Genomic DNA, 25,081 nt, shown 5'->3' with positions numbered 1-25,081 from the left:
GACTGGAACGAGTCCAGTTAGTTATCGCGGCGAACAGCGAGGAGTGCAGCAGCAACGAGCGCGATGAGCGCGATGGCTGCCGTGAAGCCAGGACCACTTGCTTCGGTCGTGGCCTCTTCAGTCTCCGTGTCCGGCTCCGGCGTCTCCGTGTCCGGCTCCGGCGTCTCCGTGTCCGGCTCCGGCGTCTCCGTGTCCGGCTCCGGCGTCTCCGTGTCCGGCTCCGGCGTCTCCGTGTCCGGCTGCTCTTCCTCTAGCGAGCCTGCCTCAACGACAGTGACACTGGTCCGATCAGTGTTGTCACCGTCGTCAGCTTCGACGGTGTAGTTGCCGGGCTCAATGTCGACATCGGATAGGTCAACATTGACAGACCACTGGCCGTCGGAACCCCACTCGTCGGTGCTTTCGACAGTGACGGACTCGTCCTCGCTGTTGAGGATTTCAACCGTGATCGTGTTATCGTCTGGAACACGATTGGTATTACCCTGCACTTCCAGAGTGCCATTGGCCTCAACTGGACTGCTAACAGACTCAATAGTCGTCAATCCGTCCGTAAGACGGAATTGCTCATTCACAATGAGGTCATCACTAGCAGTGTCATCAACAGTGTTTGCCAAGATCTGCTCACGGACTTGGTCACCAGTGCTGCTACCGCCAGCATAACCGGTTTCAATCGTGTTTACGAACGCACTGTCGCTGGAAGTACCGGTATCACCGTATTCACCGTCACGTCCAGACGACAGGATATGTGCAGTGACAGTGCCCTCACTAAGGCTCGTGATGTCGATATCCTCTTCGCTGAAGCTATCGTCATCGTCAACCGAAACTACCTGAGCGGCGGCATTGCCTCGCGAGTCAACGAATGCTACGATGACATTGTCTTTACCAGGTGCCTGTCCATCAACGTCAATCTGGCCATCATCACTTGCAATCTGGCCGTTGTACGTTGTGAACGTGCCATTCAGGGCAGTGTCAGTAACACGGAGCGCAGTAGCCCCACTGACACCACTATTGAAGTCAGAAGTGGTTAGCGTGTCGTCAACTGTACCGTCGGAGTCAAGATCGGCGTCTTGAACATCAATTACTCCAATCCGGTAGCTCCCCGGAAGGCTAACGATGCTGTTGCCACCCTTGCTCCCTTGGCTGAGGACGACATCTTCTTCGCTGAACGTGTCGTCGCCGTCAACGCTGACGGTGTTTGACCCATCGATTTCGATGAGTTCGTAGTCGTTGTTGTCGCGAGCGTACAGTGCAACTTGGTCCACTCCCTGGTTTGCTGTCCCATTCACATCGATCTGTGAACCGGTAATATACGCTCCAGAGGGACTATCAAGCGTGATTTCACCCTCAACAACGTCGAAGGACTGATCATCGTCTGTCTCAAGTAGGTCAGTTACGATGGCGTCTTCGCTATCGTCTGTACCATCGCCATCGGTGTCTCGAACCGTGACACTACTCGCGTGCGACCCACCGCTAGCGTAGCCATCGTTGCTAGAATCACTTGCAGGATATAGTTCCACGTCAACAGAACTGTCGTCAAGGAACTGTGTTTCGATGGAACCAACACCGCTACCACCGTCAATCTCGACGACACCGTATGCGTACCGGGTCACATCGGCGACCTCTTGATCTGAGCCAACGTTACTAGCGACCGTGCTAGCACTAACGGGCCCCGTGTTGTCGACAAGTCCAACTTCTTGTACATCGCCAACATTACGGAAGATGCGACTAGCTTGGTCAGCCGTGATCCCATCACGGAATTCACTGGACTCAACTAGGACAACATGGTAATTCCCTTCAGGACTGTTCTCAACATTGAACTGGAGGTTTTCTCCCTGCACAACCTCATCATTGTCGAGGTTCAGCGAAGCCTGCTGATCGCTGGTAATGTTGACCGTGACAGTCTCTGAGGCGTCGCCGAAGGTCAGGTCCTCGGTACCTTCAACTGTAATAGTGTACTGTCCTTCATCAATGTCAGTGGTGTCAAGCTCCCAGCCGACATCGAAGTCGCCATTCGAGCCTGAGGCACCATTATCATTGTTGCGGTCTGCAGTCGGGAGACCGGTTTTTTGCACAACAATTTCGTTGGTGACTTCCAGACCGTTTTCGTCCTCAACAGTAATCTCGAGATCCTCTGCTTCTTGGAAGTTGTAATCAGCACGCACGAATGCATCAGGGCCGGAAGATGATGTCTGCAGGGTACTCCCGGTTACGTCACCACTGCCACCGTTTTGTACCTCAACGCTGGTAACTCGTGGCGTTTGCAGAGTTACGCCATCAGTGCCAGAATTGCCATCAAAGGTGTAGCTACCGGTAGGCTGATCCTGTGGGATTGGGTTCCCGAGCAGAATACCAGAGTTGTCTCCTGACACCTTCTGAAGTTGGCCAATATCAGTGTTGCTCCCGAAGTTACCGCCGTCCTCAAGATCCTCCTCACCTTGGAAGACAACTGCACCAGGGCCGACTTGGCCAACGCTGTCGCCGTTGCCGCCGCCATTACTGTCAGTTGGTCCTGTACTATACGTGAAACCTGCACCGCGGTTTGCGGCTGCAGCAGCTCCTGAAAACGCTACGGCGGCCGCAAATACGGACATCACCATAAGCGCAGACAGGAACACTGCGTTAATTTTTTGTTTTGTATTTGTCATAGTTTGTCTGTTGCAATCGCCACCAGCAGTTTTCATTTGCGCTTGACCGGTGACACAACAGTCACGTGCACACCAAGCCTTTCGCCTGACTTACTCACTACTGACAGCATGGTAGGGGTACGGGCTAGACAAACGCGAGTGTTTATAAATACTTTGTGTTCTGTGAAGAGGGCTCAATTGAATCCGACGAATTTCGGCGTTTCAGCGTTCAATTGCCTGCTCCACGTTGTAAACGCCGGCTATGAGCGTTATCTCCCGGAACTGGCGGAACCAGTCACGCGCTCGGACGGCGGATAGTAGTTAGGACAACCATGCGTCTTTAGCTAAGCCTCACCCCTTGGTTGTGTAGCGGTAGCGAGCGTCTCCTGTAGTATCGGTCGTTGCTGGTGGATTTTCTGTGCATCTTCGATGAGACGCTCCAACAGCGGTGGTGGCGAGTAGCCGAGGAACTCACCCAGATCGTTGAGGATGAGCTAGGCGTGCGACCGGTAGTACCTAGCGTAACTTTTGAAGATAGCCACCGAGATAGTTGTCGATCCAAGAGGCCGCGAAACTCAGCTGAGCTGTGAGCTTCTCAAAGAGTTCGGTGAGGAGAGCGCGGTATTTAGTAGTTCAGACAAGGATTGGGGACTAGTCATAGATTCTGCTCTAACGCGATTAGACGCTTTTAGAGGCTCTCTGCAGAAAGTAATTACTACCTCAGTCGAGGTAGATAGAGCGATAGTGCGTGGTCACGGTCTCACTCAGTGGTTCTATTCACGGCGTAGATAATCTAAGAGGCCTATTTTCAGCACCCACACATAAATGGCGAATCGGGAATCTGAATTTTCACAGAACAAGAGGAAGAAGCTCTCTACACCTCATTTCCCATCCCTGTTCCCACCTCTGACCTGAATCACTATCTGCCGCGCTCTCCACAATCAACGGTGACGCTTCCCATTTCAAACTCTTCCAGATCTGCTCGATCGGGTTGAGATCAGGTGAGCCAACGGGCAGAAACACGAGGTCAATTCCGAGTTGATGGGCTCGCTTGCGCGTGTGTTCGCACACGTGAGAAGAGAAGTTATCCAAGACGAGCAGATTCGTTCTTTCTCCTGATTACTCGGAAACTGAACGACACTCTCACCAGAGATGGCATAGAACCCGACCGCTGGTTCGTCTAACTTCACCAGCGGTCGGGTGATGTGAGGGTCGTCGACGGTGTAGAGTCGCTGTGAGTTGTCCCACGGTTGCGGATGCGATGTGTCGAAAAATCCAAGTACAGTTCCACCGTCCGTACGGATCTCTTCGTCGACGATCCAGCCTTCCTCGTTGTCTCCATCGCGTTTGTTGTGCGGCTCATCATAACCCTCGTCGAACGCGTCGGCGACGCGTTCGTCGAGTATCTCTTCAGCATTCTCTGGCCGTGATGGGCGCTTAGTCTGCGGAATTGCGTAGGAGAGGCCGAGCTTTTCGAGGAATGTAGTGAGATGAGCGGGATGAAATTCAACGTCGAATTCCTCGTTGATGAGGTGCTGTATCTCCTGTTTCTTCCACGGTTGGCCCTCACGGAGCAGTTCTAGGAGGCGTTGCTGTTGTTCTTCGCCGAGCTTCGGGGGCCTGCCGCCCCCGAAGTTCGGCATCAGGAGTCCGAGACCGCCCTTGTTCCATCGGCGAGCCCAGCGTGTTCCTGTCGCGGAGGATCTGCCGACGTCGTCGGCAGCGTCCTCCAAGGTTGCACCCTTGTAGAGCCGCTTAACGAAGATCAACCGCTCAGTGAGTTTTTCATCCGTAGACTCTGCGAGGAGTCGATCGAGATCGTCCTCACTGAGGTGACGGACGATCTCTTTGCGGCGATCTCCAGACATATCCACACATCAAACTCTACCTTCATAACTTCCACTAGGCACTATCGTCGGGGCGAACACGTCGAACTCTTCGAGAAACTCGAAGGAGAGGTGCTCGAACAACGCAAGCGTCTCTGTCTCCACGACATTGAAGAACGACTCGACCGAAGGATCATTTTGCAGGGTCGCTGAGTCCATACCACCTCAGCATTCACCCTGCTCTTTGGTGTGTTAACTGTTCTATGACACCCTCAGGCTCGTAAGATATCGCTTACGTGTTCACGCGAGCCAACGTCCCAACTGAACATGGTGAGGACACCAATGAGCAACTCAGAACAACGGATATCGACTGAGACAGCACTGCAATTACTGACTAAGCAGGAGCGACGACAGATCCTCCGTCACGTGGCTGAGGCGTCCGATGGAACGACTGTCGACAAACTCACGCAGCATCTGCGAGGGTTAGATTCACTACAACCAGACGGTAACGGCCCCACGCGATCTTGGGACAGCGACCTTCATCACCTTCACCTACCGAAGTTACAAGAAGCAAACGTGCTCGAGTACGATACTAACCGAGGCACCGTGCATCGGAGCCGAGAGTTCCAAACTGTTTTCTCCTTGCTTGAGGTCATCGACGACCACAGAAAAGATACATGGCTAGCTAACTCCTGATTACTCATTTGCTCGATAGACTGCAGAACTTATCCGCTATCTTCTTCTCTAGAGTTTCTCTCGACGTGGACTTCGATACTTCCATCCCCGCTCATCGAGACAGCGGTGTCTGCGTACCGGAAGGAGATTGTTACTGATGATGGCTGTCCATTGAGCAGTGTATCGAGTGCACTGGCATCGATCGTCTCGTGCAAGGGTGGCAGGTCAGTCATTTCACGATTGGTAGCCGCTGCGACTGCTTCGACGGTCGCAACACTGGGGCGATCCGATTCCTTCCAGTTATCACGTACTGTAGTGGAACCTGTATCTTCGCTTTCGGGTTGATCGGCTGGACCTGAGCCACTTTCCTCATTTGTATCGTCGTGCATTTTCCATCACTGGTTGTGGTAGGGAGAAGCAACAGCAGCGGAAACCGCTATGACTTCAGGTGTCATCTCTACGATCTGGGCTGGAATAACATTGTTGTGATTGTCTGAGTGACTGCTTAGTGTTCATTCGCGGTTGTTGGCAAGCTGCCAGGCGAACAGCGCTTTCAGCACGACAACAAGGCTGTTGCTCTGCCCCGTGCCCCAGATAGCGGTTTCGTCGGAGGGCTCAAGTGAGTAGCCACCATTGGCGCCGACGAGCACACTCACGAGCGTTTTTTGTTGGTCTATCATGAGTAGGCGACCAGCAGGCGTATCCGACCACTCCCACGCCGATTCGAACAGTTGCGCGTCAGGGACGTCCCGTTCGAGCTGGGCTTCGACGGATTGTGACATCTCTGCGAGCCGAATTGTGACCCCACGGTCGCTGGCGGTCGAGAGGGATTCAGCGATTTCGTCGGTCAGTAGCTCTTCGGCAGTCATGTAAACGACCTCATCATCAGCAGACGAGATGAAATCCACTACGCGTCCGGTCACGGTATCCCGGCCGGTTACCGTCCAGACACCTTGCTGTTCAGTGCTACGATTCGCTGATGCAAGCCGGTCGAGCGCGTTTGTCAGAACCGTCACCCGGTGGTCGTACTCCTGTTCGAAGTGACGGCCAGCCGTCTCTGTCGAAATGGCCCAATATCGCCGGGGACTCGACTGTTTCACGTCGACGAGACCGCGGTCACGGAGCTCGTCAGCTGCGTCGTAGACGCGAGTTCGGGGGACATCGGCAACTTCACTCACGTCCTGCGCAGTCCCTTCGCCGAGACTGATAAGTGCGACGAATGTCCGGGCGGCGTAGGTACTGAGGCCGAGTGCTTTGAGCTGTTTGACGGCCGTAGATCGTGCTTGGTCGGATAGGTCGTCGGACATTGACTCGTCACCAGTCTCGTGAAACCCACCGTGGTGACCGTCGAGTTTCCCTGTCAGCTCGTGTTGGATGACGCGGCTCCATCCTTCCGAGAGTTCCTGCTTGATTGTCTTTCCCCACCGGACGATCGGCATCACGTACGCATAGTTGTAGGCTTGAAGCAGCGTGAGACACTTGCTATCGTAGAATCCTCGGTCCAGATAGACGGCCTTGACCTCAGCGTCAAGGCCGTCGAGGAGACCAAGAAACTCAGCGAGGACACTGCTGGCGGTGTCGCCGTCAACGAGACGGCGCACCGCCAGCGTATATCGCTTATTTTTCACACGCGCGTAGAGTGTCGCATAGGCGTGGAACGCTGTGGTTCCACGCTTTGCCTCTGAGTGGTAGAGGCCATCTGTCTCGTCCTCGTCACCGTAGTAGGGCCGCAGGTGGAGGTCTGCGACGACCTCCACCTGCTCGGGGAGAACCTCTAGAACGTCCTTTTGCAGGAGTGCGTTCCCGACTTGTTCAACCGACGTTAGCTCGAACTTCTCGCGGAGGTGGTACAGAATCGTGTTTTGATGGGGAGAATCTTCGCTGGTCTCACAGAGTTCAGATACCGAGGTCCCGTCGGAGCAAGCGCCGACGAGGACCTCGTAGATATCCTCAGCATCGATTTCAGCATTAGCGCCAAGACCGAGATCAACTTCCTCGTCAAGCGGTTGACGAGGAAGTTAAGTAGCTGGTCTTCGTGGATTTCACCGTCTGCTTGCTTGGTATTAGGCACATCTTCAGCAAGCAGACCTCTCAGCTAACCGGCTTCGTGAAGTACTGACAGTAGGTCAAGTCGGTCAAAGACGTTGTCAACGACGTGTTCGAGGTCGGTGAGAAAGCGATCGGCCGCGTCTCTCGACGGCGGTCGATCGAACCCGCAGCTCAGCCAAACGACCGTGTTCCGAAGCTCTCGCTCAACGGGACGAATCCCGTAGATGTCGTGGTAGTAGCAGTGGAGGAAACCACGCATCATCTCTGGAGTTTCGTGATCGCGTGTTCGCTCCGTCTCCGCCGGGGCAAACACGTCAACTTCTTCGAGAAACTCCGAGGAAGGGTGTTCAAACAACGCTAGCGTCTCGGTCTCCGCGACATTGAAGAACAACTCTACTGAAGGGTCTCCTTGCAGGGAAGCTGAACTCATCTACCTCAGCGTTCACCCTGCTCTTTGGTGTGCCACTCGTTTTATAACACCCCCCTAATCAACTATACTGTCCTGTATAGCGACCGCGCACCCCGACCACAGCCACGACGCCCTCGGCATCAACTTGTCCTACAGTAAGGATTGCTGACGTATCTCTTTGGCATCGACATCCTGCGGAACGATAGAGACGAAATTCACAGTTGTAACACGCAGAAGTCCACCGCTAGGAGCGGGTCGCTGACTCTACAAATAGCTCTGTTTGAATATACTCAATAAGATTCTGACGTAGCTGCTGGAACGGCGCACGCTTTCGAGTTGACCCTTGCATAAGTATTCCATTTAGTATTGCCAATATGAACTCAGCTGTTTCCTCCGGCTCAACTGGCTGAAATACTCCCTTATCAATCCCTGCGTCGATAATTACCGCTATCTGTTTGACGAAGCGCTTGTCTGTCCTTGTGATACGTTCTCTATACTTAGTATCATGAATCGCTTGGGAGCGCAGTTCAATATACGCTGCAAGTATTTCACCTTTCGCTGATTGTTCCTTCTGTGTTATGCCCTCATCGAGAAGGACATCGACAAAGTCCAAAAGCTCTTTTTTTGGCTCGTTGGTTGAACTAGATTTGCAGAATTGCTCTAATTCATCCAATAGGAAGTTGAAAAACGAGAGGAGGAGGTCATCTTTATCAGAGAAGTGGTGGTATAAGGTAGACTTGCTGAAATTGAGTTCACTGGCAATCCGTTGAATGGATAGCTCCGCATATCCATACTTTTTGAGTGCCGAAAAGGTAGCGTACATAATAGCGTCATAGGTGTCTTCCGGGTCTTCGGCAAATGGAACTGAATCACTCACATGACTCAATCATTATAGTTAGCAATAAAGGTACTTCGCTTGTCACCGCCTGCACCGTAGATCACCTTGGACCAATTCCAGAGACTTTTCGTCTGGCATACACTGCAGACACGTATAGCCGTCCACACGGAGCGCAGTCGGCATGATTGGGTATTCAACGGTCCTTTGATTCTAGAAAGATCGGACTTAACAACACGCGGGAATATTCAAACGCTCTGGAAGCCGTGTTGTCACAGCTGACGGGTGTCGCGTATCTGGTTACTATGGGGGTGTCATAGCAGTACTTCCGAGGTTCAGCGGTTTGACATCTTCCTCCGCGTGAACGCGGAGGAATCCCGAGGTTGGGATATTAGGGTTTGGAGTCTACCACCTCTCGTTGCGGTTGGAATCCGCAGGAGAGGTCGTACAGGTAGACTCCGGGCTGTGCCAACCAGCCGGTACTCCTATCCCCGGACAACTGCCCGGTAGACTCGGAGTTACTTTCCTCGTCGATATCCAGACGGATGTTTTCCGCCCCGTTCACATCCGCGTTGAACGCCGCATCACACGACTCACAGACGTACAACCCGCGTTCGACACGCTGACTGTCGTCCTCTCTTCCACAAACGCAGCACGTTTTACTCGTGTCGCGTTCGGACACTTCCATGACCTCGATGCCCTCAACCTTCGCCTTGTATTCGAGGATCGACGTGAAGCGGTCGAACGCCCACCCGTGTAGGTCGAGGTTGCCGTGCCGACCCCAGTTCTTCGACTTGGCGTTCTCGTCCTCGCGGATGCCTTCCAAGTCCCCGACATTGATGCGACCCACACTACGCTCGATACATTTCTCCACGATGTGTTTGGCGAGACTGTGGAAGAAGTGGGTGCGGCGTTCCGACCATTTGTGATGAAGTCGCGTGGCCCTGTCGCCACTGCTGTCGTCACAGTTGGCGATTTCTTTCGGGAAGTAGTACCCGTCCTGTTTCAGGCGGTTGCCGGGATAGAGGTCGGCGTCTTCGGTGCTGTAGGCGACAGCGGCGAAGTTGCTGATACCGAGATCGATGCCCGCAGTCTCGGTTCCGGGAGCGTCGGGCGTCTCGATTTCTTCCTTGCAGACGAGGTGTAACTCCCATCGCTCCTTTGTTTGGTCGTAAACAGCACGAACCTGTTGCAGGTTCTCAACCTCGACGCCGGGGCGTGTCTCGTATTCGACAAGGATGTACTCCCACGCTTTCGGATGTTCTTTGTGGTTCGCTCCCTTAGAGAGGCGGACACGGTTGTTCTTAGTGTCGTGGCGGATGCCGTTCTGTTTCCACGTCACCGTACTGAGTGGGTGTTCTTCGTGGACGCGACGACCCTGTTGGTCGTAGTAGTTTTGTTTGCGATAGCCGGGCGGATTGTCCCGTTCGTCATCACTGGAGTACCACGAGTTGAAGGCTTCAGCGAGTTCCTCCAGAACCCGCTGACTGGACTGACTGTGCAGTCCCTTGTACTTGTCGTGACCTTTCAACTCGTTTTTCAACTCCTCATGGCCGGGAATCTCCCTAGTCTCCTCCCAGACTTGGCGGGAGTGGTAGTTGGCGACGTTCCAGAGTTTGCTGGCACTCCACCCGTGACGGTTGAGCGAGTCCTCTACCTGACTGTAATTGAGGATTTTCGCTCGATGGGTTCGGTGGACTTCCAGCATTCTGAACGTCTGTATAATAGCTTATACTCACTTTTCTTATAAAGACTGGGATTGATAGCGGTGGAATATCCAGCCCTGTCGGAGTCAGTAGAATGTGTCACGGAGTGACGGCGCGTATCCACAGCCTGCCGGCGGCGGTCAGTGGCTGGGTCGCAGGCCGCATCAGCCACAGCTACCGCACACGATGTCTCTCGCCTGCCGCTGATCGAGCATAGGATCCGTCTGATATCTGGCGATTTTCTTTCTCTCAGGACCAATCAGCTCGGCGGTCGAAGATACTATGTCGTCAACGGTGGCTTGTTCAGGTAGCAGAATTCCCATAGGTAATGACGAATAAACCTGCCATTCTCTCGGGTAAGTATCATTAGTAGAGACAGATGATTTATTATGATCTCAACTAATATCTTATCTATGTCAGGGTTGGGCTCGTATACAACATCGTCAGGTCGAATGTTCGCAATTGCGTGGATTAGCATGGCACTCATTATGTCACTCTTTGTAGCGGTCGCGACGACATTTGATATTCCGGTCCAAGCCATCTATGTATTCGCTGCTGGCTTGACGCTCAGAGAGATGGTGAGTCTGGCTTCATGGGCCTTTCAGCAGTAGTCATGAACACCCACTTAGATTTAGACATGCTCGTCCCTATGTGAACTACCCTACCCTACTCGCTCACGGCTGACGCCGTTCGCTCCTTGAGGGTAGGGCTTCCTGCTTCCACGACGCGCTTTGCAGATACAGGCGTATCCACAGGGAGCGCAGTCTCCACAGGCGTTGATTCGGAGTATCCCACTCCTACGTCTTCGAGGCCGCGAGAAAGAATGTTCCACGCCGCGTTCGAGTCCCTGTCCGCCTCAAACCCGCAGGCGGGACAGGAGTGTTCACGGACCCACAACGGCTTGTCGGTCGAAACGCCACACGACGCGCACTCCTTGGTCGTCCCTCCCGGGTTGACCGCGATGAAGTGCGTTCCTTCACGTTCGCACTTGTATTCGACTAACGAGAGGAACGTTCGCCACGCGGCAGACGCCGTGTTGCGGCTGTTCGACGGCGACTCCATCATCCCCTTCACGTTCAGGTCTTCGACCGCCACAAGGTCGTACTCCCGAGCGTAGTACGCCGAGAGCTTGTGCAAGAAGTCGCGGCGCTTCCGTCGGAGGTCGGCGTGACACTCCGCGACTCGACGCCGTTGCTTCTCGTAGTTGTTCGACCCGTGCTGTTTGCGCGAGAGCTTCCGTTGCTCGCGTTCCAACCGCTTGCGTTCGTCGGACAAGTCGAGCGACCCGACCGCCGTGCCGTCGGTGTCGTGGGCGTACTTGAGTATGCCCACGTCGATACCGACGCACTTCTCGGGGTTCTCAGGCGGTTGGGGCGGTTCACGGTCCATTTGGACGCCGAAGGTGGCGAACCACTCGCCCGTCGGTTCCTTCTTGAGCGTGACCTGCTTGGGCTTTGCGTCGTCGGGGATGGCTCGGTGGAGCCGAATCGGTATGTCCGCGAGTTTCGAGAGTGACAGGACAGTCTGACCGCCCTTCTTGTCGAGCTTGAAGCCAGACTGACTGTACGTGAGACTGCGGAACTCGCGTGGCGGCTTCCACTTGAGTTGACCGACGCCGTAGCCGTTCTCCTTGAGTTTGGAGAGACCTTTGAGGTTGTCGAACAGGCGTTCCACGACGGTTTGGAGAACCTTCGAGTACACGTCGGAGAGGCCGTCCCACCACTTCTTGAGGTCGGGTAGCTCCGACCGTAGCGTGGTCATGGACGGCAGTTCGCCGTGTTCGTCTTGGTACTCGTTGAGACGGTAGAGCGTGTGGTTGTACAGTTGCCTACAAATGTCTCGGTGGCGGTCCAACTCATCACGGTGGGCGTCGGACGGATTGAGACGGTACTTGTAGGCGTAGTACATTCTACTCGCGTTGGTCCTCTACGTACTGTTTCAGCACATCCAGCGACACCTGCCCCGTCGAGATGAGGCAGTACGAATCGTTCCAGAACGAGTCGCCCCACAGTTCGGTCTTCAGTTCATCCGCGTACTCGTTTCGGATACGGCGGGCGGTCGCGCCCTTGACCGTGTTGATGAACTTCACGAGGTCTGTGGTTGGTTTCGCTCGGAATAGGATGTGTACGTGGTCGTCCTCGCCGTCGAGGTTCGTCAGTTCGACGCCGTAGTTGTCCGTGAACCCGCTGATAACCTCGTGAATGAATTGGGTTCGCTCTTCGGTTAGCACGCCACGCCGATACTTCGTGGTGAGTATCAGGTGGTAGTGCAGGGAATACGTCGAGTGTGCTCCCGAGTCGAGGTCGTACCCCATTGGGTTCGGTTAATACTATGCTACCCTACTGCAAAAAAATTGCGACTGCGTGGGCCTGTGAGCCTGCCACCGAATCGTGTATGAGAACTGTGCGGCGCTGTATCCCCTCCCTGCTCGCGCCTCCCGTTCGGTCGGCGCTCGCTGAGGAAGGGGGCTTAGCGCCTACTTTCAGCTAAATCTTCTGTGAACCACTATCGACACCATTCCCTTGGAGGGAGAAAAGATCCAGGATGTTGCGGACGACCTCTATCGGAAGTACATCGATGTAGAGGTAGAAGCCGAGTTCAAGCGCGGGCCGTACAATGGAACGCTGTCGCTTGATACCAAGCGCTTTCGTGTCGTCGGCGTCCGCGACGAGGACGCCGACGACTACCACCTATACATCACGAATCTGTCGCGTGAGGAGTTCCTCCCGAAAGACTTAGTGACGATCTATCGGTGCCGATGGGCTGTTGAGCGGTTGTTTCGGGAGCTCAAGACACAGTACGAGCTGGATGAGTTCGACACAACGAAAGAGCACGTCGTGAAGATTCTGGTGTATGCGGCGCTGTTGTCGCTGTTAGTGAGCCGTGAGTTGCTGGCGCTGGTGACAGAGTGCGCCAGTGATGACGCTGTCTTTCCTCCGGGGCGCTGGGCGGCAACCTTATAGTGCCTAGTGGAAGTTATGAAGGTAGAGTTTGATGTATGGATATGTCTGGAGATCGCCGCAAAGAGATCGTCCGTCACCTCAGTGAGGACGATCTCGATCGACTCCTCGCAGAGTCTACGGATGAAAAACTCACTGAGCGGTTGATCTTCGTTAAGCGGCTCTACAAGGGTGCAACCTTGGAGGATCTGCCGACGACGTCGGCAGATCCTCCGCGACAGGAACACGCTGGGCTCGCCGATGGAACAAGGGCGGTCTCGGACTCCTGATGCCGAACTTCGGGGGCGGCAGGCCCCCGAAGCTCGGCGAAGAACAACAGTAACGCCTCCTAGAACTGCTCCGTGAGGGCCAACCGTGGAAGAAACAGGAGATACAGCACCTCATCAACGAGGAATTCGACGTTGAATTTCATCCCGCTCATCTCACTACATTCCTCGAAAAGCTCGGCCTCTCCTACGCAATTCCGCGGACTAAGCGCCCATCACGGCCAGAGAATGCTGAAGAGATACTCGACGAACGCGTCGCCGACGCGTTCGACGAGGGTTCTGATGAGTCGCACAACAAACGCGATGGAGACAACGAGGAAGGCTGGATCGTCGACGAAGAGATTCGTACGGACGGTGGAACTGTACTTGGATTTCTCGACACATCGCATCCGCAACCGTGGGACAACTCACGGCGACTCTACACCGTCGACGACCCTCACATCACCCGACCGCTGGTGAAATTAAACGAACCAGCGGTCGGGTTCTATGCCATCTCTGGTGAGAGTGTCGTTCAGTTTCCGAGTAATCAGGAGAAAGAACGAATCTGCGAGTGTCTGGGGGGATCAGCGAGCAGAATCCGCTGACTCGGATTCTGCTCGTCTTAGATAGCTTCTCTTCTCACGTGTGCGAACACACGCGCAAGCGAGCCCATCAACTCGGAATTGACCTCGTGTTTCTGCCCGTTGGCTCACCTGATCTCAACCCGATCGAGCAGATCTGGAAGAGTTTGAAATGGGAAGCGTCACCGTTGATTGTGGAGAGCGCGGCAGAATACCGCGCTCTCCTCACCGAACTCTTTGAGAAGCTCACAGCTCAGCTGAGTTTCGCGGCCTCTTGGATCGACAACTATCTCGGTGGCTATCTTCAAAAGTTACGCTAGGTACTAAAGTCGGGGCGAACACGAGAGCACGGGCCTCCAGAAATGATGCGTGGCTTCCTCCACTGCTATTACAAAGACATCTACGGGATTCGTCCTGTTGGAAGAGAGCTGCACAACACGGTTGTCTGGCTTGGCCGTGGCTTTGATTCACCGCCGTCGAGAGACGCGGTCGATCGCTTTCTCACCGACCTCGAACACGTCGTCGACGACGTATTCGACCGGTTCGTCGAGCAGGCCGCCCGCCGCGGCCTGCTCGACTTGACCTACTGTATCGATTCAACCGACGTGAGGGCGATGCCCGCCGATCAAGACGCGTCGAAATGCTATGATCCAACCGACGACGAGTACTACTACGGCTACGGCTGCACGATCGTCTCGACCGGACAAAAGATCCCGATTGCGGCGGAGTTCACAGAGAGTAAGCAAGCGCCAGAAGAAGACGGCGATGCGCGTCACACGTGACGCGCTCGCCGTCGCCACACCGATCTGGATGGTTGGTGACAGCGCCTACGACACACTTGACTGGTACGACCACCTGCTGGCTGCAGGGGTCGTGCCAGTCGCCCCGTACAACGCGCGAAACACCGACGACCCGAAAGACATCGAGTACAGGGTCGAAGACCGTATCGAACAACACGGCGAGGACGTTCAACTGAAGCAGTCCACGTTGGATGAGACGTACAACCGACGTACGGGAGTCGAACGAACTAACGACTCAGTGAAGGACTGCGGCCTCGGGCGAACGCACGCCCGAGGCCGCGTTCACGCACGAGCACAAGTGTTCCTCGCTCTGTGCCTTCGTCTCGTCGTCGCAATCACCAACTACGAACGCGGAGACAATCCGGGAAGCACGATCATCACGGTGTGAGAAGAGTTCTATGGGCACTGTCTAGTTCTGAATCTCCTCAGCTGGCGTTCGTCCGTTGAGCGCTTGGTTCGGTCGTTCGTGGTTGTAGTGGTGTCTGAAGCGTCGTAACCACTGTTTCGCGCTGGATTGACTGCCCCGCCAGTAAGAGTGAAAGCGGTCGATGCGCATGGTCACAGTCTGGAACCACTTTTCGATATGGTTCCGGATTCGGTAGTCAAGCCGACCGCTCAAATCATGACGTGAGAGGGCAGTCAGATAGCCGCCAGCATCGACGAGAAACACTGTATCATCGACATCATGTTTCTGAGTGAGTCGATGCAGGAACGCCGCCGCGGGGTCAGTCCCGCGGCGGCTGAACACGTCCACTTCGAGCAGCAACTTTGATTCGGTGTCAACAGCGGCGTACAACCACTTCTTTTCTCCGTCAATCTCGATTTGTTTCTCATCGACCGCGACCCGCGACGGCTCCGCCGTCGGCGGGTCGCTCTGTGCTTCAGACAGTGTATGCACCCAATTCCAGACTGCTCCGTGAGAGCGATCGACACCCAGCAGGTCTAGGACAGCAACCGTCTCCCTAATCGATAGCCCCGCAGTATGGAGACGCACCCCAAACCGCCGGACGGGTGTCGGGGTGCGCTCATTCTCCCAAACGTCTTGACTGTCCTCATCCAACGTTTCTCTGAGGAGGTCTGCGAGTTGCATAGGCACTTCTCGCTACGACCTCCTCGCTTCTCAAACTCGCTCAACTAGACAGTGCCGTTCTATGACACCCTCTACGAGCCTTACAAAAATCTGTGTCGTTAACTCGGATCCTCACAGTGTTCAGCCCGTTCGTGGATTACTGGCTGAACTGGGGAGAAGGGTGATCGCAAAACCGTATGCATTGAGATGACCAGTCTCAACTTCTGGCCTCAGATTCTGACCTCCAAGAAGCAACATAATTTTCATCCAAGTAATGGTATGAGTTTTTTATTCACTCTTGTTGTGGACATGACGATAATACTTCGAAGACGGTGTGTTTGGATATCCAATGATACTCCGAAGACGGTGCATGAATTCTATTTTAGTAGATAACGATATTCCGGGTATAAGAGACTGCAGTTGCCAAGAATAGTGAGATGTTACTTCGAACGTGGTGTAGTATACTTATGTGGCTGGGAGATACATCGGGATATATGACTGACAGCGGCCACTCATCAGGAAATAACGTAGGAGATACTGACGATTCACTCACCGTGCGGGAGATGATTGAACAGGCAGACGAGGAGTCAGTGTTCAGAAATCGGAATCTAGTGGAGCCCGACACGATTATCGACAGAGACCGTATTGTTGGCCGTGACGATCAACTGAGAACTGTCGTCTCTAATCTTCGGAAGGTTCTGAATGAAAACCGCCCACCGAACTTACTACTCTACGGTCCTGCAGGAACAGGGAAATCGCTGATATTTGACGCTGTTGCACGGCAAATCCGAGACATATCTAAGAATCGGGGTTATGAGTTCGGTACACTCCGAATTAATTGCCAAAATCTCAGGAGTCTTGACGAAGCCGTGTACGCACTTGTCCGTGAAGCTGCTCATGACCTCAACGAAGAAATCGGAGTCGCGCGGCATGGCGTCTCTACGAGTACGAAGTATGACCGTCTCTACGATCTGCTAGATGAAGGATACGACTCTGTCGTGTTTGTCTTAGACGAAATTGACTTGCTACTCGGTCGGCGGTCATCTTCAAGCGAACCCGCATATTCGGATTTAATCTACCAACTCAGCCGCGCCAGCATTGAGAGCATCGATATTCAGGTATCAGTAGCTGCACTAACCAACGACCCTGAGTTCATGAATAACCTGGACGCACGAGCGGAAAGTTCGTTCAACCCACGGGACATTCCCTTTTCAGACTACGATGCTAACCAACTACAGGAGATTCTCCGGAACCGGGAAGACGCATTTATTCAGGACGCATTATCCGAGGACGTTATCCCGTTGACTTCTGCCTTCGCTGCTCAAAGCCATGGAGACGCTCGGAAAGCTATTGATCTTCTTCGGAAGGCAGGCGACGTCGCGAATGAGAACGGTGATCTGACTGTGACCGAGAATCACGTTCGGGAAGCTCAAGAGGATGTTGAGACTGACCGTTCTCTCAAGCTTGTGGAAGGGCTGACGACACAGAAGAAGATCTCGTTATATGCGACAGCCGCGGTGGCGGAGTTCGGGAAGAGTGGGTCAACGACGGCGTCATCGCGGGTGGCGTTCCCGGTGTACCAGTTTCTGACGGATGTGCTTGATGCAGATGGACGGACACGGGAGACGTTCAACAACTATGTCCGTGAGGTCGGGACGTATGGGCAGCTCGATCACGAGAGGAAAAGCCTTGGCGGAAAACAAGGTGGGGGGATGTACTTGATGTATGAGTTCAAGCGTGACCCCGGAGAAATCAAGAAGCGGTTAGAGCAAGATGAACGTATTGCTGATTTGAGTCACCACGAAGATGGCCTTAACCGAGTGATTCAGGCACAGAAGCGCAATTTTGCGGAGGATTAGCATATCTACATAGGGGGGGCCACACACCGTCTTCGAAGTATCTTTGTGGCCGGTTCCACGGATAAGTTGTTCTGAAGCATAATCAGAATGGATAGAGAGAGAGACACCGTCTTCGAAGTATCTTTGCTTAAAATAAGCGAGTAGTGGAGTTATGGGCATACTTTACGATGCTCTTGATGATTCTTAGTCTGTTCATACTATTACTCAAGTAGTGATACGGGTTTGGTTTTTCTCCCTTCTTATTAAATCTATCTCCTATAATAGTCAATTTAATATCTTATCTTCTACCGTTTCAATTATCCATTATTCCTCAAACTGCACCGCATGAGTTGGTTATCGACTATTCTCCACAAACACCAATCCAGGAGGATACTTCGAAGACGGTGTGTGGGTGTCCGAAAAGTGGTTGACAACTGCTTGAGACGCTAAATCTAGTACCCGGACTCGACTCCGATGGGGGTAGGGTAAGTATCAGTTAGCTACCCTTGATTCGACAGTGACAGCCGTACTATTCGAAATAGCTGGAAATTACGGACACTACGTATATTACGGATATTCCGCAACTTCCAAGCCTTACGGAAGTTGCGCAATATATGTCTTATATCTGTCGCACTGGAATTTATGTACATGGCGTAATATACGACATATACGAATGGCCCGAAAACTTCGCAAACTTCGAAAATTTCGAGAGGTGCGTACATGAGAGTCACAATTGGTATGCAGAAAGGGGGAGTCGGAAAGACAACGACAACGATCAACACGGCAGGCGCACTCGCTGAACGTGGCCATGACGTGCTCGCAATAGATGCTGATCCGCAGGGAGCTTTAACGCTCAAACTCGGACATAAAGAGCAATATAGACGGTTCTCTGACAACCCAAATGAAGACGCGGAGGCACTGATTGATGTCCTAACCCAAGATGGAGATATGGAATTCGACCAGTTAGATGATCTCATCATCTCCGGTGGGGAGTACGACATTATTCCTGCGCATATGCGGAATTTCCTTGCCGAGAAGTCTTTGTACACTGATCGGCGAGGCTTTGAGTCTCTAAAAATCGCTCTCAACCGCTCTGACATCGACTATGACTATGTCCTGATCGACTCGCCTCCAAATCTTGGGCCGCTCGCCGATGCTGCACTTCTCGCTGCAGAGAACGTCTTATTCCCAAGCGAGCCGAATGTTATCGCTCAGGAGTCGCTTAAGATCTTGTTTGATGAAGTAGAGACTCTAGAAGACCAGTTCGAGGTCAAGATTAGGGCTATTGGAGCCATCCTAAATCAAGTCCCAGCACAAGGCTCCATCGCAGCAGATATGCAGGACTGGTTCACTGAGACGTTCGGGGAAGATCGAGTTCTCTCAGTCCCAGACAGAGACGCAATTGAACACGCTATCGAATACGAAACATCAATTTATGCCTATGATCCAGACGACGCGGGTTATCCGTGGGATAGTGACCCAATCAATGAGCTTCGCGACTGTTATCTCAGCATCGCAGAGCTACTGGAGGAAATAAACAATGAGTGAAGACCTGAAAGAGCGGTTCAGCGATCATCAAGATCAAAGTAGCGACAAGGACGCTGAAGATACTGAAATCGCAGAAGAAGAAACCGGACAGGCTGAGGCAGAAGCAGCAAACTCTCGACCCAAAGCAGAGATCCCAGTCAGAGATCGGAATCAGGTTACGATGTATCTCGGTGACGACCGAGAAGATGACATCTCCAAGCTGTTTCAAGAGGCCAACGCACAGTCTGTCCTTGCTGATGATGGAGAAATATCGAAAAATGACGAGTTCTACCCTGCACTGGTTGATTTCGTGACTGATCACAAACGGACAGAATTCTTGAAATTTTTGGGTTTAGAGGCAGATGCCGACGAAACCGAGTGACTGCCCATGCCAAATCACGTCACTGCTTGCCATGTGGATAGCTCGTCAATCGGAGCCAGATACTGATTCTCCCACTCTCGGTGATCTTGGAGGTCTCGCACGCTACGCCCTGCCAGCCGATATTCGTTTGTTCGTCCGTTCTTCTTCCCCTTCTTGACAAGCCCTTTCTCGACCAAGTCATCCAGCTGTGGATACACGCGTCCGGCTGTGATCTCTTCAGGATAGTGCTCCTGCAACTCGGCGGTGAGTTCTGTCCCCTTCGGATTATCCATGCCTGCGATCACGACTAACATATCACGTTTAAAACTATTCAGATCGTGCATCCTGTCAAATCAACCGCCACGTCCGGGAGCCATAATCTTACTTATTCGCACTCACCAGAAACCCGCCTTGGGGAGCCTCCTGAAGCGCTGTATCGGCCTTTTGCCTTACTCACAATGTCCGTTTTGTGCAGCCCTCGCAGTCGGAGGCTCCACACGATGTCCAATCCACCAGACGACGCATTGCTGACCGAACTCGCAACCTACCAGAACCGAAAGCTCCTGCTCTGGCAACTTGCAGCAGACGGACGCTCGTTCTGTGGTATCCAGTTTATGGCTCGGGAGCGCGACCTGCAGGGCGCGCCCGTCGACGAACAAGTCCAAGCCTTCGTCGACGATATGCTCTCGGACGGCGAGGTTCGACCAGAGTACGACGCGATGGCGGACTGGGAAGCCCTGGAAGCGAACCACGGCGACACTGCCGACCAGTACCTCTAGATCGGACTCTGCCGCAGGGCGATTTTGTGTCGCCTCCATGGCTGGAGGCTTTCCAGTATGTTGCCGACAACCGAACCACCGTTCGACCCGATCTTCGTCGAGGAACCGCTGCTTATCCCAAACTACAAAGAGACGATCATCAGCAAAGTCGGCTTGCCATTCTATGCCGACGTTGACCGCCCCGATGAAGCGCCCGCTGACGAGCGCGAGCGAACTATCGACCTCGCGGAGCGAATCCTGCGCGCCGGCGGCGTCCGAACCGGCTTCGGACACCACGAGGAAGTCCGAACCTCAATGGAGTCGTGGGCTCCCGATGCCGACGAGGAATGCGACGCTGACCCCGGCTACTGGCGGTCGTCAGTTCTCTTGATGTCTCCCCAAGAGATGAACTTCGGACAGCTGGACGGCGAACCCAAGGTGAGGTACAAGAAGGCCAAGACCGTGCTTGCGTGGGCCGCCGACTGTATCGACACCGATGTCTTTCAGGAGATCGAGCGGTCCCAAGCCGAGGACATCAAGCAAGCGTGGCGCGACGCCGCAGAAGCCGAACTGACTCAGCGCGAAATCGAGCAGTTCGCCGAGGACCCGCCGGAAGCGCTCGATGGGTGGACGAGACTTGACGCCAACCACGACGCTGTCAAGGTCGCATACGTCGCTGACAACCACGGGACGCCATCGGTCGCGGCCGTATTTGAAGACGCTGACAGCGAGTTGGAGGCGCTTGAGTTTACTCTGGAAGAGTGGCAAGAGAACGACGGCAATCCTCGCGAGGCCCGGCTGAACCGGTACTGCGTCACCACTGACGGCGACGGGGCCTACGCCCAACTCCGGTCGCATCTGCTGACCTTCGAGGTTGAGCCGATGGAGCCACTCGAAGTGTAGGCCATTCCTGCGCTGAGCATGGTCACATCCCAGGTTCACCACACCGTGTTTCGAGTGTAAACACTACTGCTGTCTGGTGGTTTTTCACCGGAAACGGTGGTGTGTATGCACGTGTGAGCAGTAGTCATTTGATGATGGCAGTGCTGGATCGAATATGTCGTTCAGTGTCAACTGGCATACGCTGTTGGAGGAGGCTGATGAACTCCCATCTGATGCAGTGCTGGTGACGCCACTCTCACATATGCCATTCCAGATCAGTGAGACACAGGAACACCGAATCATCGTCGACTACGTCGAAAAAGATGAGACACGACCACTCCAGCGCGAGCAGTTCGAAACGCTGTTTCGGCGGGTGCATGACGAACCAAATCAGGAGTTCGCTCTTGACCGATTGCCACCCGACGCCGAACCCTTCGCTACGGTCTGGTCGCTTCATCCACGAATAGAGATTGACGAAGACGCCGGTATCATTCGACAGAGCGACCTCGAAACCACGACACAGATCGCCACGACCGGCGATGAGGATGAAGGAACCGAACGCACTGAACCGGATCTGCAAGTGTACAGCGACGCACTTCTATTGACTGATGCGCTTGAGCGCCACGACGTCGACACGTTTGGCGATATCGAGACGGATACGCTCGTGGACCTGTACACGATGCTGTCGGATGTCCAGCGGAGTGCCAACGACCTCCGGAAAGAGGTCGCTGACGTCATCCTGAGTCGGCTCCATCACGACCAGCCAGTCAGTGGGCAGTTTGGCTCCGTCCAGCGAACTGCACGCCGTCAACGCTCGCTCAAAGACGAAGAGACTGTGCTGAACGCACTGGAGGCCGCTGGGGTTGACCGCGAGCGCGTGACGAGTGTTGATCGAGACAAGGTGGACGATGCTCTTGAGGTGACCGAGCTGTCAGAGGCGGATCTGTATGACATTGAGAGTACCGAGTACGTCCGCAAAGCCGATGTTGACGAGGAGACCAAAGAGACCCGGCTTCAGGGGCTGAAAGATCGCCTTGTCGCCAGCGATGCTGATAATGAGGAAGTCCAGCAGCTCCAAGATGAGATTGCGGAACTCGAGGAGCGCATCGAGGAGCTGACCTCGTTTGATTCTGGGGCGTCCTATCACACGTCTTCAGCGACCGAATAAGCGCTCATTGGTATACTGAGCTTTCCTGTAGTCGGGACAGAGGTGCTACTGCTCAAACGGGTTATCAGGTGTCGTGAGGCGAGTGAGTGAGGAAACATCGTCAAATCCGTCGTCAAAGCTGTAGAGATATTCGATCTCTTCTCGTTGCATCGTTGCGACAATAATGGCATCAGTCAGTGAAAGGGACTCGTAGCGTCGGAACAGCGACCGGCCAGTGTCGAAATCAGACTTTGAACTCTGTCTGAGTGAGAACCCGCTGCTCTCGATGATAGCATCAAGCGTTTCAGTCGCAACATTGTGCCCAGCCCTTGCCTGAAGATAGTTGATGACCTCTTCGAGCACGTCACTCAGGATGTACGCTGTCGGGAGGACTCCTTGGTCTACCGCCTGCGTAATTGCTTTGCCACGTTCGTGATTCTGATCGCGAGAGAGACGAGTAGCGATGAGGACGTTTGCGTCGACAACAACCGCGGCCATCAGTAGTCTCCAGCAATGAGATCGTGGTCGTCAGCGGCATCAGTTGGTTCGCCTACGTCGACTGGCTCTAGTTGTGAGAACGCTCCATAGTGTTGCTTGACGAGTTTGATTGAAAGCTTCCCGTCATCGTCGACATGCCAGCGGATTTTGTCACCAGCTTCAACACCAGCCTCTCTCCGTACCGCTGCTGGGACCGTCACAGAATAGCTCTCGTTCACTGTCGTTTCGTCTTCGACTTCGTGGGACATATGTACAGGTTCGGGGTAGTCGCTAAAATAATTTGCCTCTAAATTTGCCGTGGGGTGAGGTCTCTCAGAGACGTGATACCACCATGTGCGGAGGTACACGCTACAGCTGTTTCACTCACTTGAATAGGTGAAGAAACTATATTCAGCGATTGATCTCGTAAGCCGATAGCAATTTTTTGCACCCCCAGTCGGGTGCGGGGCGGTCCAGTGAGAGCGTCCCCGACAGTACCCATGGCATCGAAGACCACCAACAGCGATCAGACCGGAGAACAGCAATCAGCATCCAGCGAAGCGCAGTTCCCAGACCTCACAGTCCGCGCCGAGGGGACCGCAGATCGACTTCGGCGCGTGAATGAACCCGGGAAGGCTGATTGTCTCGAAACAGTCGAGGTCGAGCTAGCTGTCGAGTACGATATCGCCTCCTACGACGAGTGGCGCAATCTCGTCGACCCAGACTACGCCATACACGGACGGACCGTTGAGAAGGGCACGATTATCGACGACTTGCTCGACAGACTTGAAGGCCACTACCGCCGGCAGTCGTCCTCTAGGTATGAAGCCCCGGACTGGAATCTCACGGTGACCGGCTCGGCGACTGCTTGGCGACGACTCTTCATGGAATTTTCCCAGATGCGCGGTTCAGATTCCGACCGTGCCCACAAAGGCACTCTTCGTCTCAAACGGTTGCTCGCCGCAGACCTCGTAGACACAGGCGCAGCGCTGGCTGCCCTCGAACTCATCAACCAGTATGATCTGGACAGGGCCACGGACACGTTCATCGCAGAAGTGACAGACAGCACGGGCGACGAGTAGCCAACTCGTCCTGTCTTGGTCTCTGTCGGTTTGTGCTTCCCTCGGGGCTGGAGTTTAAATACCATGACGAACGCAACCAAGCGTGTGACTGATCGAAATCCTGAGTACGATCCCGCTGATATCCTCGGCGCAGCGAGTTCAGATCCTGAAACGAGGGGGAACGGACGGGAACGAGTCCTCGACTCCACCGGCTATCCCGACCGTACAGAGGATGAGACTCGTACCTGTACGACCTGTGGACAGGATATCCCACGGGATGAACGCCAGTGTCCATTCTGCGCTCAAACCGGCATCTCAGAGACTTCGTTCGACGATCAAGGTAGTAGTCCACTTGGGGAGTGGACGTTCGGGCGGGTAGTACTCGCGCTCGTCGAAGCGAACACTGACTTCCATGCACGAGCGCTCGGCGCTGCGGCCTTCTCCGTTTCCGACAGCATCGCGACCGGCGAAGACACCTCCCATGGAACGGTGAAGTGCCGAGCAGCCTTCGGGACCGAGCCAGCCGCCACTCTCACGAAGGGCTGGCCCGACCTGCCGACCGAAACCACGATCGACGAGGAACCCGGACAGGCGCTCTTGGAGACAGCCGACGAGCAGACCAACTGGGACGGGGATGGGGACGACGTCCAGCCACGGATCTATCTCGAGGACGGGTCGCCGGTCACCGACCGTTCGGAGTTCCAGCAGCTCACGGATGAGTTCCGGGAAGACGACGGCACGTACTGGCTTGTTCCCGGCGTTGTGAAGCGCCATCAGGCAAGGGCAGAACCGGAAATGATCGGCATCGGATTCTACTGCCGCCAGTGTGGCGCCGTGACAGGACACGAATCTCACGGACTCGATGGCTTCGAGTGCCACCCACATCTTGACCGCATGATCTGGACCTGCAGGGAGTGTGGGCAGCACCGACACGAGCCCGAACAGGAAGATGACACGGCGGACGTCACGGGCTATGAGCATCTTCCCGACGGCGTCTCACCGGAGGATATCCACGGCGACGAGCCAGACTTCCAGGAACAAGAGTTTCAGGACCAGATCAGTGCCTATCGCGAGCGGAATGGCTTCTTCCCGTGGGAACGGTAGCTGTCGTGTCGGCAAAGCGTAACGGTTGTTCAGGGTGCCATAGAACCATTCATAGCTCACATTGTAGTTCTCGGTGAGCGGTCGGTACAGGAGACTCACCTATGGGTGGAGGATTACAACTACCGGAACCCTGTCAGTAGGTCCGTG

At 54.3% G+C, this 25,081-nt stretch carries 19 protein-coding genes and 9 pseudogenes; 11 read left to right on the top strand and 17 right to left on the bottom strand.

Translation table 11 applies throughout. The features are described from left to right. Window positions 1-17: 17 nt before the first annotated feature. The 13 genes and pseudogenes from csg to tnpA all read right to left on the bottom strand — a co-directional run bounded on the left by csg (window position 18) and on the right by tnpA (window position 12,438). Window positions 18-2,591, bottom strand: a complete 2,574-nt coding sequence (gene csg / locus RR_RS01395; RefSeq protein ID WP_232508503.1) for an HVO_2072 family ArtA-dependent S-layer glycoprotein — start codon at window positions 2,589-2,591, stop codon at window positions 18-20. A gap of 255 nt (window positions 2,592-2,846) precedes the next feature. Beyond that, window positions 2,847-2,939 (bottom strand): annotated as a pseudogene (locus RR_RS21840) (IS5/IS1182 family transposase); the annotation flags it as partial. A gap of 29 nt (window positions 2,940-2,968) precedes the next feature. Beyond that, window positions 2,969-3,148: pseudogene (locus tag RR_RS21340) on the bottom strand (IS4 family transposase); the annotation flags it as partial. 397 nt (window positions 3,149-3,545) lie between these two features. Continuing rightward, window positions 3,546-4,492, bottom strand: a pseudogene (locus RR_RS01390) (IS630 family transposase); the annotation flags it as partial. Between the two features lie 48 nt (window positions 4,493-4,540). After that, a pseudogene (locus RR_RS21830) lies at window positions 4,541-4,669 on the bottom strand (IS5/IS1182 family transposase); the annotation flags it as partial. Between the two features lie 506 nt (window positions 4,670-5,175). After that, window positions 5,176-5,514 (bottom strand): HalOD1 output domain-containing protein, encoded by a 339-nt coding sequence (locus tag RR_RS22910; protein ID WP_004966982.1) that lies wholly within the window; start codon window positions 5,512-5,514, stop codon window positions 5,176-5,178. Window positions 5,515-5,637: 123 nt separating this feature from the next. Beyond that, entirely contained in the window at window positions 5,638-6,432 is a 795-nt protein-coding gene (locus tag RR_RS01375) for a TrmB family transcriptional regulator (protein WP_049938489.1), read from the bottom strand. 33 nt (window positions 6,433-6,465) lie between these two features. Continuing rightward, window positions 6,466-7,196: pseudogene (locus RR_RS21825) on the bottom strand (ISH3 family transposase); the annotation flags it as partial. Window positions 7,197-7,253: 57 nt separating this feature from the next. After that, window positions 7,254-7,604, bottom strand: a pseudogene (locus RR_RS01365) (IS5/IS1182 family transposase); the annotation flags it as partial. A 223-nt stretch (window positions 7,605-7,827) separates the two neighbouring features. Further along, entirely contained in the window at window positions 7,828-8,460 is a 633-nt protein-coding gene (locus tag RR_RS01360; RefSeq protein ID WP_007188619.1) for a TetR/AcrR family transcriptional regulator, read from the bottom strand. Window positions 8,461-8,809: 349 nt separating this feature from the next. Then, entirely contained in the window at window positions 8,810-10,126 is a 1,317-nt protein-coding gene (locus tag RR_RS01355) for an RNA-guided endonuclease InsQ/TnpB family protein (protein WP_011222377.1), read from the bottom strand. 664 nt (window positions 10,127-10,790) lie between these two features. Next, window positions 10,791-12,032 carry an RNA-guided endonuclease InsQ/TnpB family protein gene (locus RR_RS01345; RefSeq protein WP_011222376.1) on the bottom strand — a complete coding sequence of 414 codons (1,242 nt, stop codon included), beginning with the start codon at window positions 12,030-12,032 and terminating at the stop codon, window positions 10,791-10,793. 1 nt (window position 12,033) lies between these two features. Next, window positions 12,034-12,438: an IS200/IS605-like element ISHma12 family transposase gene (tnpA, locus tag RR_RS01340; RefSeq protein WP_007188623.1), complete on the bottom strand. Its 405-nt coding sequence runs from the start codon at window positions 12,436-12,438 to the stop codon at window positions 12,034-12,036. A 202-nt stretch (window positions 12,439-12,640) separates the two neighbouring features. On the opposite strand from tnpA, the pseudogene RR_RS01335 reads away from it, so the two are divergent. The 3 pseudogenes from RR_RS01335 to RR_RS01325 all read left to right on the top strand — a co-directional run. After that, window positions 12,641-13,081: pseudogene (locus tag RR_RS01335) on the top strand (transposase); the annotation flags it as partial. 47 nt (window positions 13,082-13,128) lie between these two features. Continuing rightward, window positions 13,129-14,230 (top strand): annotated as a pseudogene (locus RR_RS01330) (IS630-like element ISH16 family transposase). 6 nt (window positions 14,231-14,236) lie between these two features. Next, a pseudogene (locus tag RR_RS01325) lies at window positions 14,237-15,098 on the top strand (transposase); the annotation flags it as partial. A 21-nt stretch (window positions 15,099-15,119) separates the two neighbouring features. On the opposite strand, the gene RR_RS01320 reads toward RR_RS01325, so the two are convergent. Beyond that, window positions 15,120-15,800, bottom strand: coding sequence for an IS6 family transposase (locus RR_RS01320; RefSeq protein WP_011222372.1), 681 nt, complete (start codon window positions 15,798-15,800; stop codon window positions 15,120-15,122). A gap of 542 nt (window positions 15,801-16,342) precedes the next feature. Here RR_RS01320 and RR_RS01315 point away from each other — a divergent pair. The 3 genes from RR_RS01315 to RR_RS01305 all read left to right on the top strand — a co-directional run bounded on the left by RR_RS01315 (window position 16,343) and on the right by RR_RS01305 (window position 19,526). Next, window positions 16,343-17,638 carry an orc1/cdc6 family replication initiation protein gene (locus RR_RS01315; protein ID WP_049938488.1) on the top strand — a complete coding sequence of 432 codons (1,296 nt, stop codon included), beginning with the start codon at window positions 16,343-16,345 and terminating at the stop codon, window positions 17,636-17,638. 699 nt (window positions 17,639-18,337) lie between these two features. Next, window positions 18,338-19,165 carry a ParA family protein gene (locus RR_RS01310; protein WP_011222370.1) on the top strand — a complete coding sequence of 276 codons (828 nt, stop codon included), beginning with the start codon at window positions 18,338-18,340 and terminating at the stop codon, window positions 19,163-19,165. Beyond that, window positions 19,158-19,526, top strand: coding sequence for a hypothetical protein (locus tag RR_RS01305; protein WP_008313784.1), 369 nt, complete (start codon window positions 19,158-19,160; stop codon window positions 19,524-19,526). Before RR_RS01310 ends, RR_RS01305 begins: the two co-directional genes overlap by 8 nt. Before the next feature lie 14 nt (window positions 19,527-19,540). On the opposite strand, the gene RR_RS01300 is transcribed toward RR_RS01305, so the two are convergent. Further along, on the bottom strand, window positions 19,541-19,798 hold the full coding sequence (locus tag RR_RS01300; RefSeq protein WP_332379495.1) for a helix-turn-helix transcriptional regulator: 258 nt from the start codon (window positions 19,796-19,798) through the stop codon (window positions 19,541-19,543). Between the two features lie 207 nt (window positions 19,799-20,005). Here RR_RS01300 and RR_RS01295 point away from each other — a divergent pair, with 207 nt between their 5' ends. From RR_RS01295 to RR_RS01285, 3 genes are all read left to right on the top strand, one after another. Continuing rightward, window positions 20,006-20,284: a hypothetical protein gene (locus RR_RS01295; protein ID WP_004966100.1), complete on the top strand. Its 279-nt coding sequence runs from the start codon at window positions 20,006-20,008 to the stop codon at window positions 20,282-20,284. A gap of 57 nt (window positions 20,285-20,341) precedes the next feature. Beyond that, window positions 20,342-21,166: a hypothetical protein gene (locus RR_RS01290; protein WP_011222367.1), complete on the top strand. Its 825-nt coding sequence runs from the start codon at window positions 20,342-20,344 to the stop codon at window positions 21,164-21,166. A 154-nt stretch (window positions 21,167-21,320) separates the two neighbouring features. Continuing rightward, on the top strand, window positions 21,321-22,313 hold the full coding sequence (locus tag RR_RS01285; protein ID WP_011222366.1) for a hypothetical protein: 993 nt from the start codon (window positions 21,321-21,323) through the stop codon (window positions 22,311-22,313). A 45-nt stretch (window positions 22,314-22,358) separates the two neighbouring features. On the opposite strand, the gene RR_RS01280 is transcribed toward RR_RS01285, so the two are convergent. Next, window positions 22,359-22,790 (bottom strand): type II toxin-antitoxin system VapC family toxin, encoded by a 432-nt coding sequence (locus tag RR_RS01280; protein WP_011222365.1) that lies wholly within the window; start codon window positions 22,788-22,790, stop codon window positions 22,359-22,361. Beyond that, a complete protein-coding gene (locus tag RR_RS01275) occupies window positions 22,790-23,038 on the bottom strand; it encodes an AbrB/MazE/SpoVT family DNA-binding domain-containing protein (RefSeq protein WP_004966486.1) in 249 nt (82 codons plus the stop codon). Before RR_RS01275 ends, RR_RS01280 begins: the two co-directional genes overlap by 1 nt. A 231-nt stretch (window positions 23,039-23,269) precedes the next feature. Here RR_RS01275 and RR_RS01270 point away from each other — a divergent pair, with 231 nt between their 5' ends. Beyond that, window positions 23,270-23,851, top strand: coding sequence for a hypothetical protein (locus RR_RS01270; protein WP_011222364.1), 582 nt, complete (start codon window positions 23,270-23,272; stop codon window positions 23,849-23,851). Window positions 23,852-23,914: 63 nt separating this feature from the next. Beyond that, complete coding sequence (locus tag RR_RS01265) at window positions 23,915-24,934, top strand: hypothetical protein (RefSeq protein ID WP_011222363.1); 1,020 nt, start codon at window positions 23,915-23,917, stop codon at window positions 24,932-24,934. The last annotated feature ends 147 nt before the right edge of the window (window positions 24,935-25,081 follow it).

Origin of the sequence: Haloarcula marismortui ATCC 43049, from assembly GCF_000011085.1 — an archaeon.
Classification (GTDB): Archaea; Halobacteriota; Halobacteria; order Halobacteriales; family Haloarculaceae; genus Haloarcula; species Haloarcula marismortui.
Note: the sequence above shows the minus strand (reverse complement) of the source record. Positions and strands in the feature narration are given on the sequence as shown.

Excerpts from the sequence above, each read along its gene's own strand:
- csg (WP_232508503.1), bottom strand. The coding sequence starts at position 2,591 with ATGTCCGTATTTGCGGCCGCCGTAGCGTTTTCAGGAGCTGCTGCAGCC.
- RR_RS22910 (WP_004966982.1), bottom strand. The coding sequence starts at position 5,514 with ATGCACGACGATACAAATGAGGAAAGTGGCTCAGGTCCAGCCGATCAA.
- RR_RS01375 (WP_049938489.1), bottom strand. The coding sequence starts at position 6,432 with ATGTCCGACGACCTATCCGACCAAGCACGATCTACGGCCGTCAAACAG.
- RR_RS01355 (WP_011222377.1), bottom strand. The coding sequence starts at position 10,126 with ATGCTGGAAGTCCACCGAACCCATCGAGCGAAAATCCTCAATTACAGT.
- RR_RS01345 (WP_011222376.1), bottom strand. The coding sequence starts at position 12,032 with ATGTACTACGCCTACAAGTACCGTCTCAATCCGTCCGACGCCCACCGT.
- tnpA (WP_007188623.1), bottom strand. The coding sequence starts at position 12,438 with ATGGGGTACGACCTCGACTCGGGAGCACACTCGACGTATTCCCTGCAC.
- RR_RS01320 (WP_011222372.1), bottom strand. The coding sequence starts at position 15,800 with ATGCAACTCGCAGACCTCCTCAGAGAAACGTTGGATGAGGACAGTCAA.
- RR_RS01315 (WP_049938488.1), top strand. The coding sequence starts at position 16,343 with ATGATTGAACAGGCAGACGAGGAGTCAGTGTTCAGAAATCGGAATCTA.
- RR_RS01310 (WP_011222370.1), top strand. The coding sequence starts at position 18,338 with ATGAGAGTCACAATTGGTATGCAGAAAGGGGGAGTCGGAAAGACAACG.
- RR_RS01305 (WP_008313784.1), top strand. The coding sequence starts at position 19,158 with ATGAGTGAAGACCTGAAAGAGCGGTTCAGCGATCATCAAGATCAAAGT.
- RR_RS01300 (WP_332379495.1), bottom strand. The coding sequence starts at position 19,798 with ATGGATAATCCGAAGGGGACAGAACTCACCGCCGAGTTGCAGGAGCAC.
- RR_RS01295 (WP_004966100.1), top strand. The coding sequence starts at position 20,006 with ATGTCCAATCCACCAGACGACGCATTGCTGACCGAACTCGCAACCTAC.
- RR_RS01290 (WP_011222367.1), top strand. The coding sequence starts at position 20,342 with ATGTTGCCGACAACCGAACCACCGTTCGACCCGATCTTCGTCGAGGAA.
- RR_RS01285 (WP_011222366.1), top strand. The coding sequence starts at position 21,321 with ATGTCGTTCAGTGTCAACTGGCATACGCTGTTGGAGGAGGCTGATGAA.
- RR_RS01280 (WP_011222365.1), bottom strand. The coding sequence starts at position 22,790 with ATGGCCGCGGTTGTTGTCGACGCAAACGTCCTCATCGCTACTCGTCTC.
- RR_RS01275 (WP_004966486.1), bottom strand. The coding sequence starts at position 23,038 with ATGTCCCACGAAGTCGAAGACGAAACGACAGTGAACGAGAGCTATTCT.
- RR_RS01270 (WP_011222364.1), top strand. The coding sequence starts at position 23,270 with ATGGCATCGAAGACCACCAACAGCGATCAGACCGGAGAACAGCAATCA.
- RR_RS01265 (WP_011222363.1), top strand. The coding sequence starts at position 23,915 with ATGACGAACGCAACCAAGCGTGTGACTGATCGAAATCCTGAGTACGAT.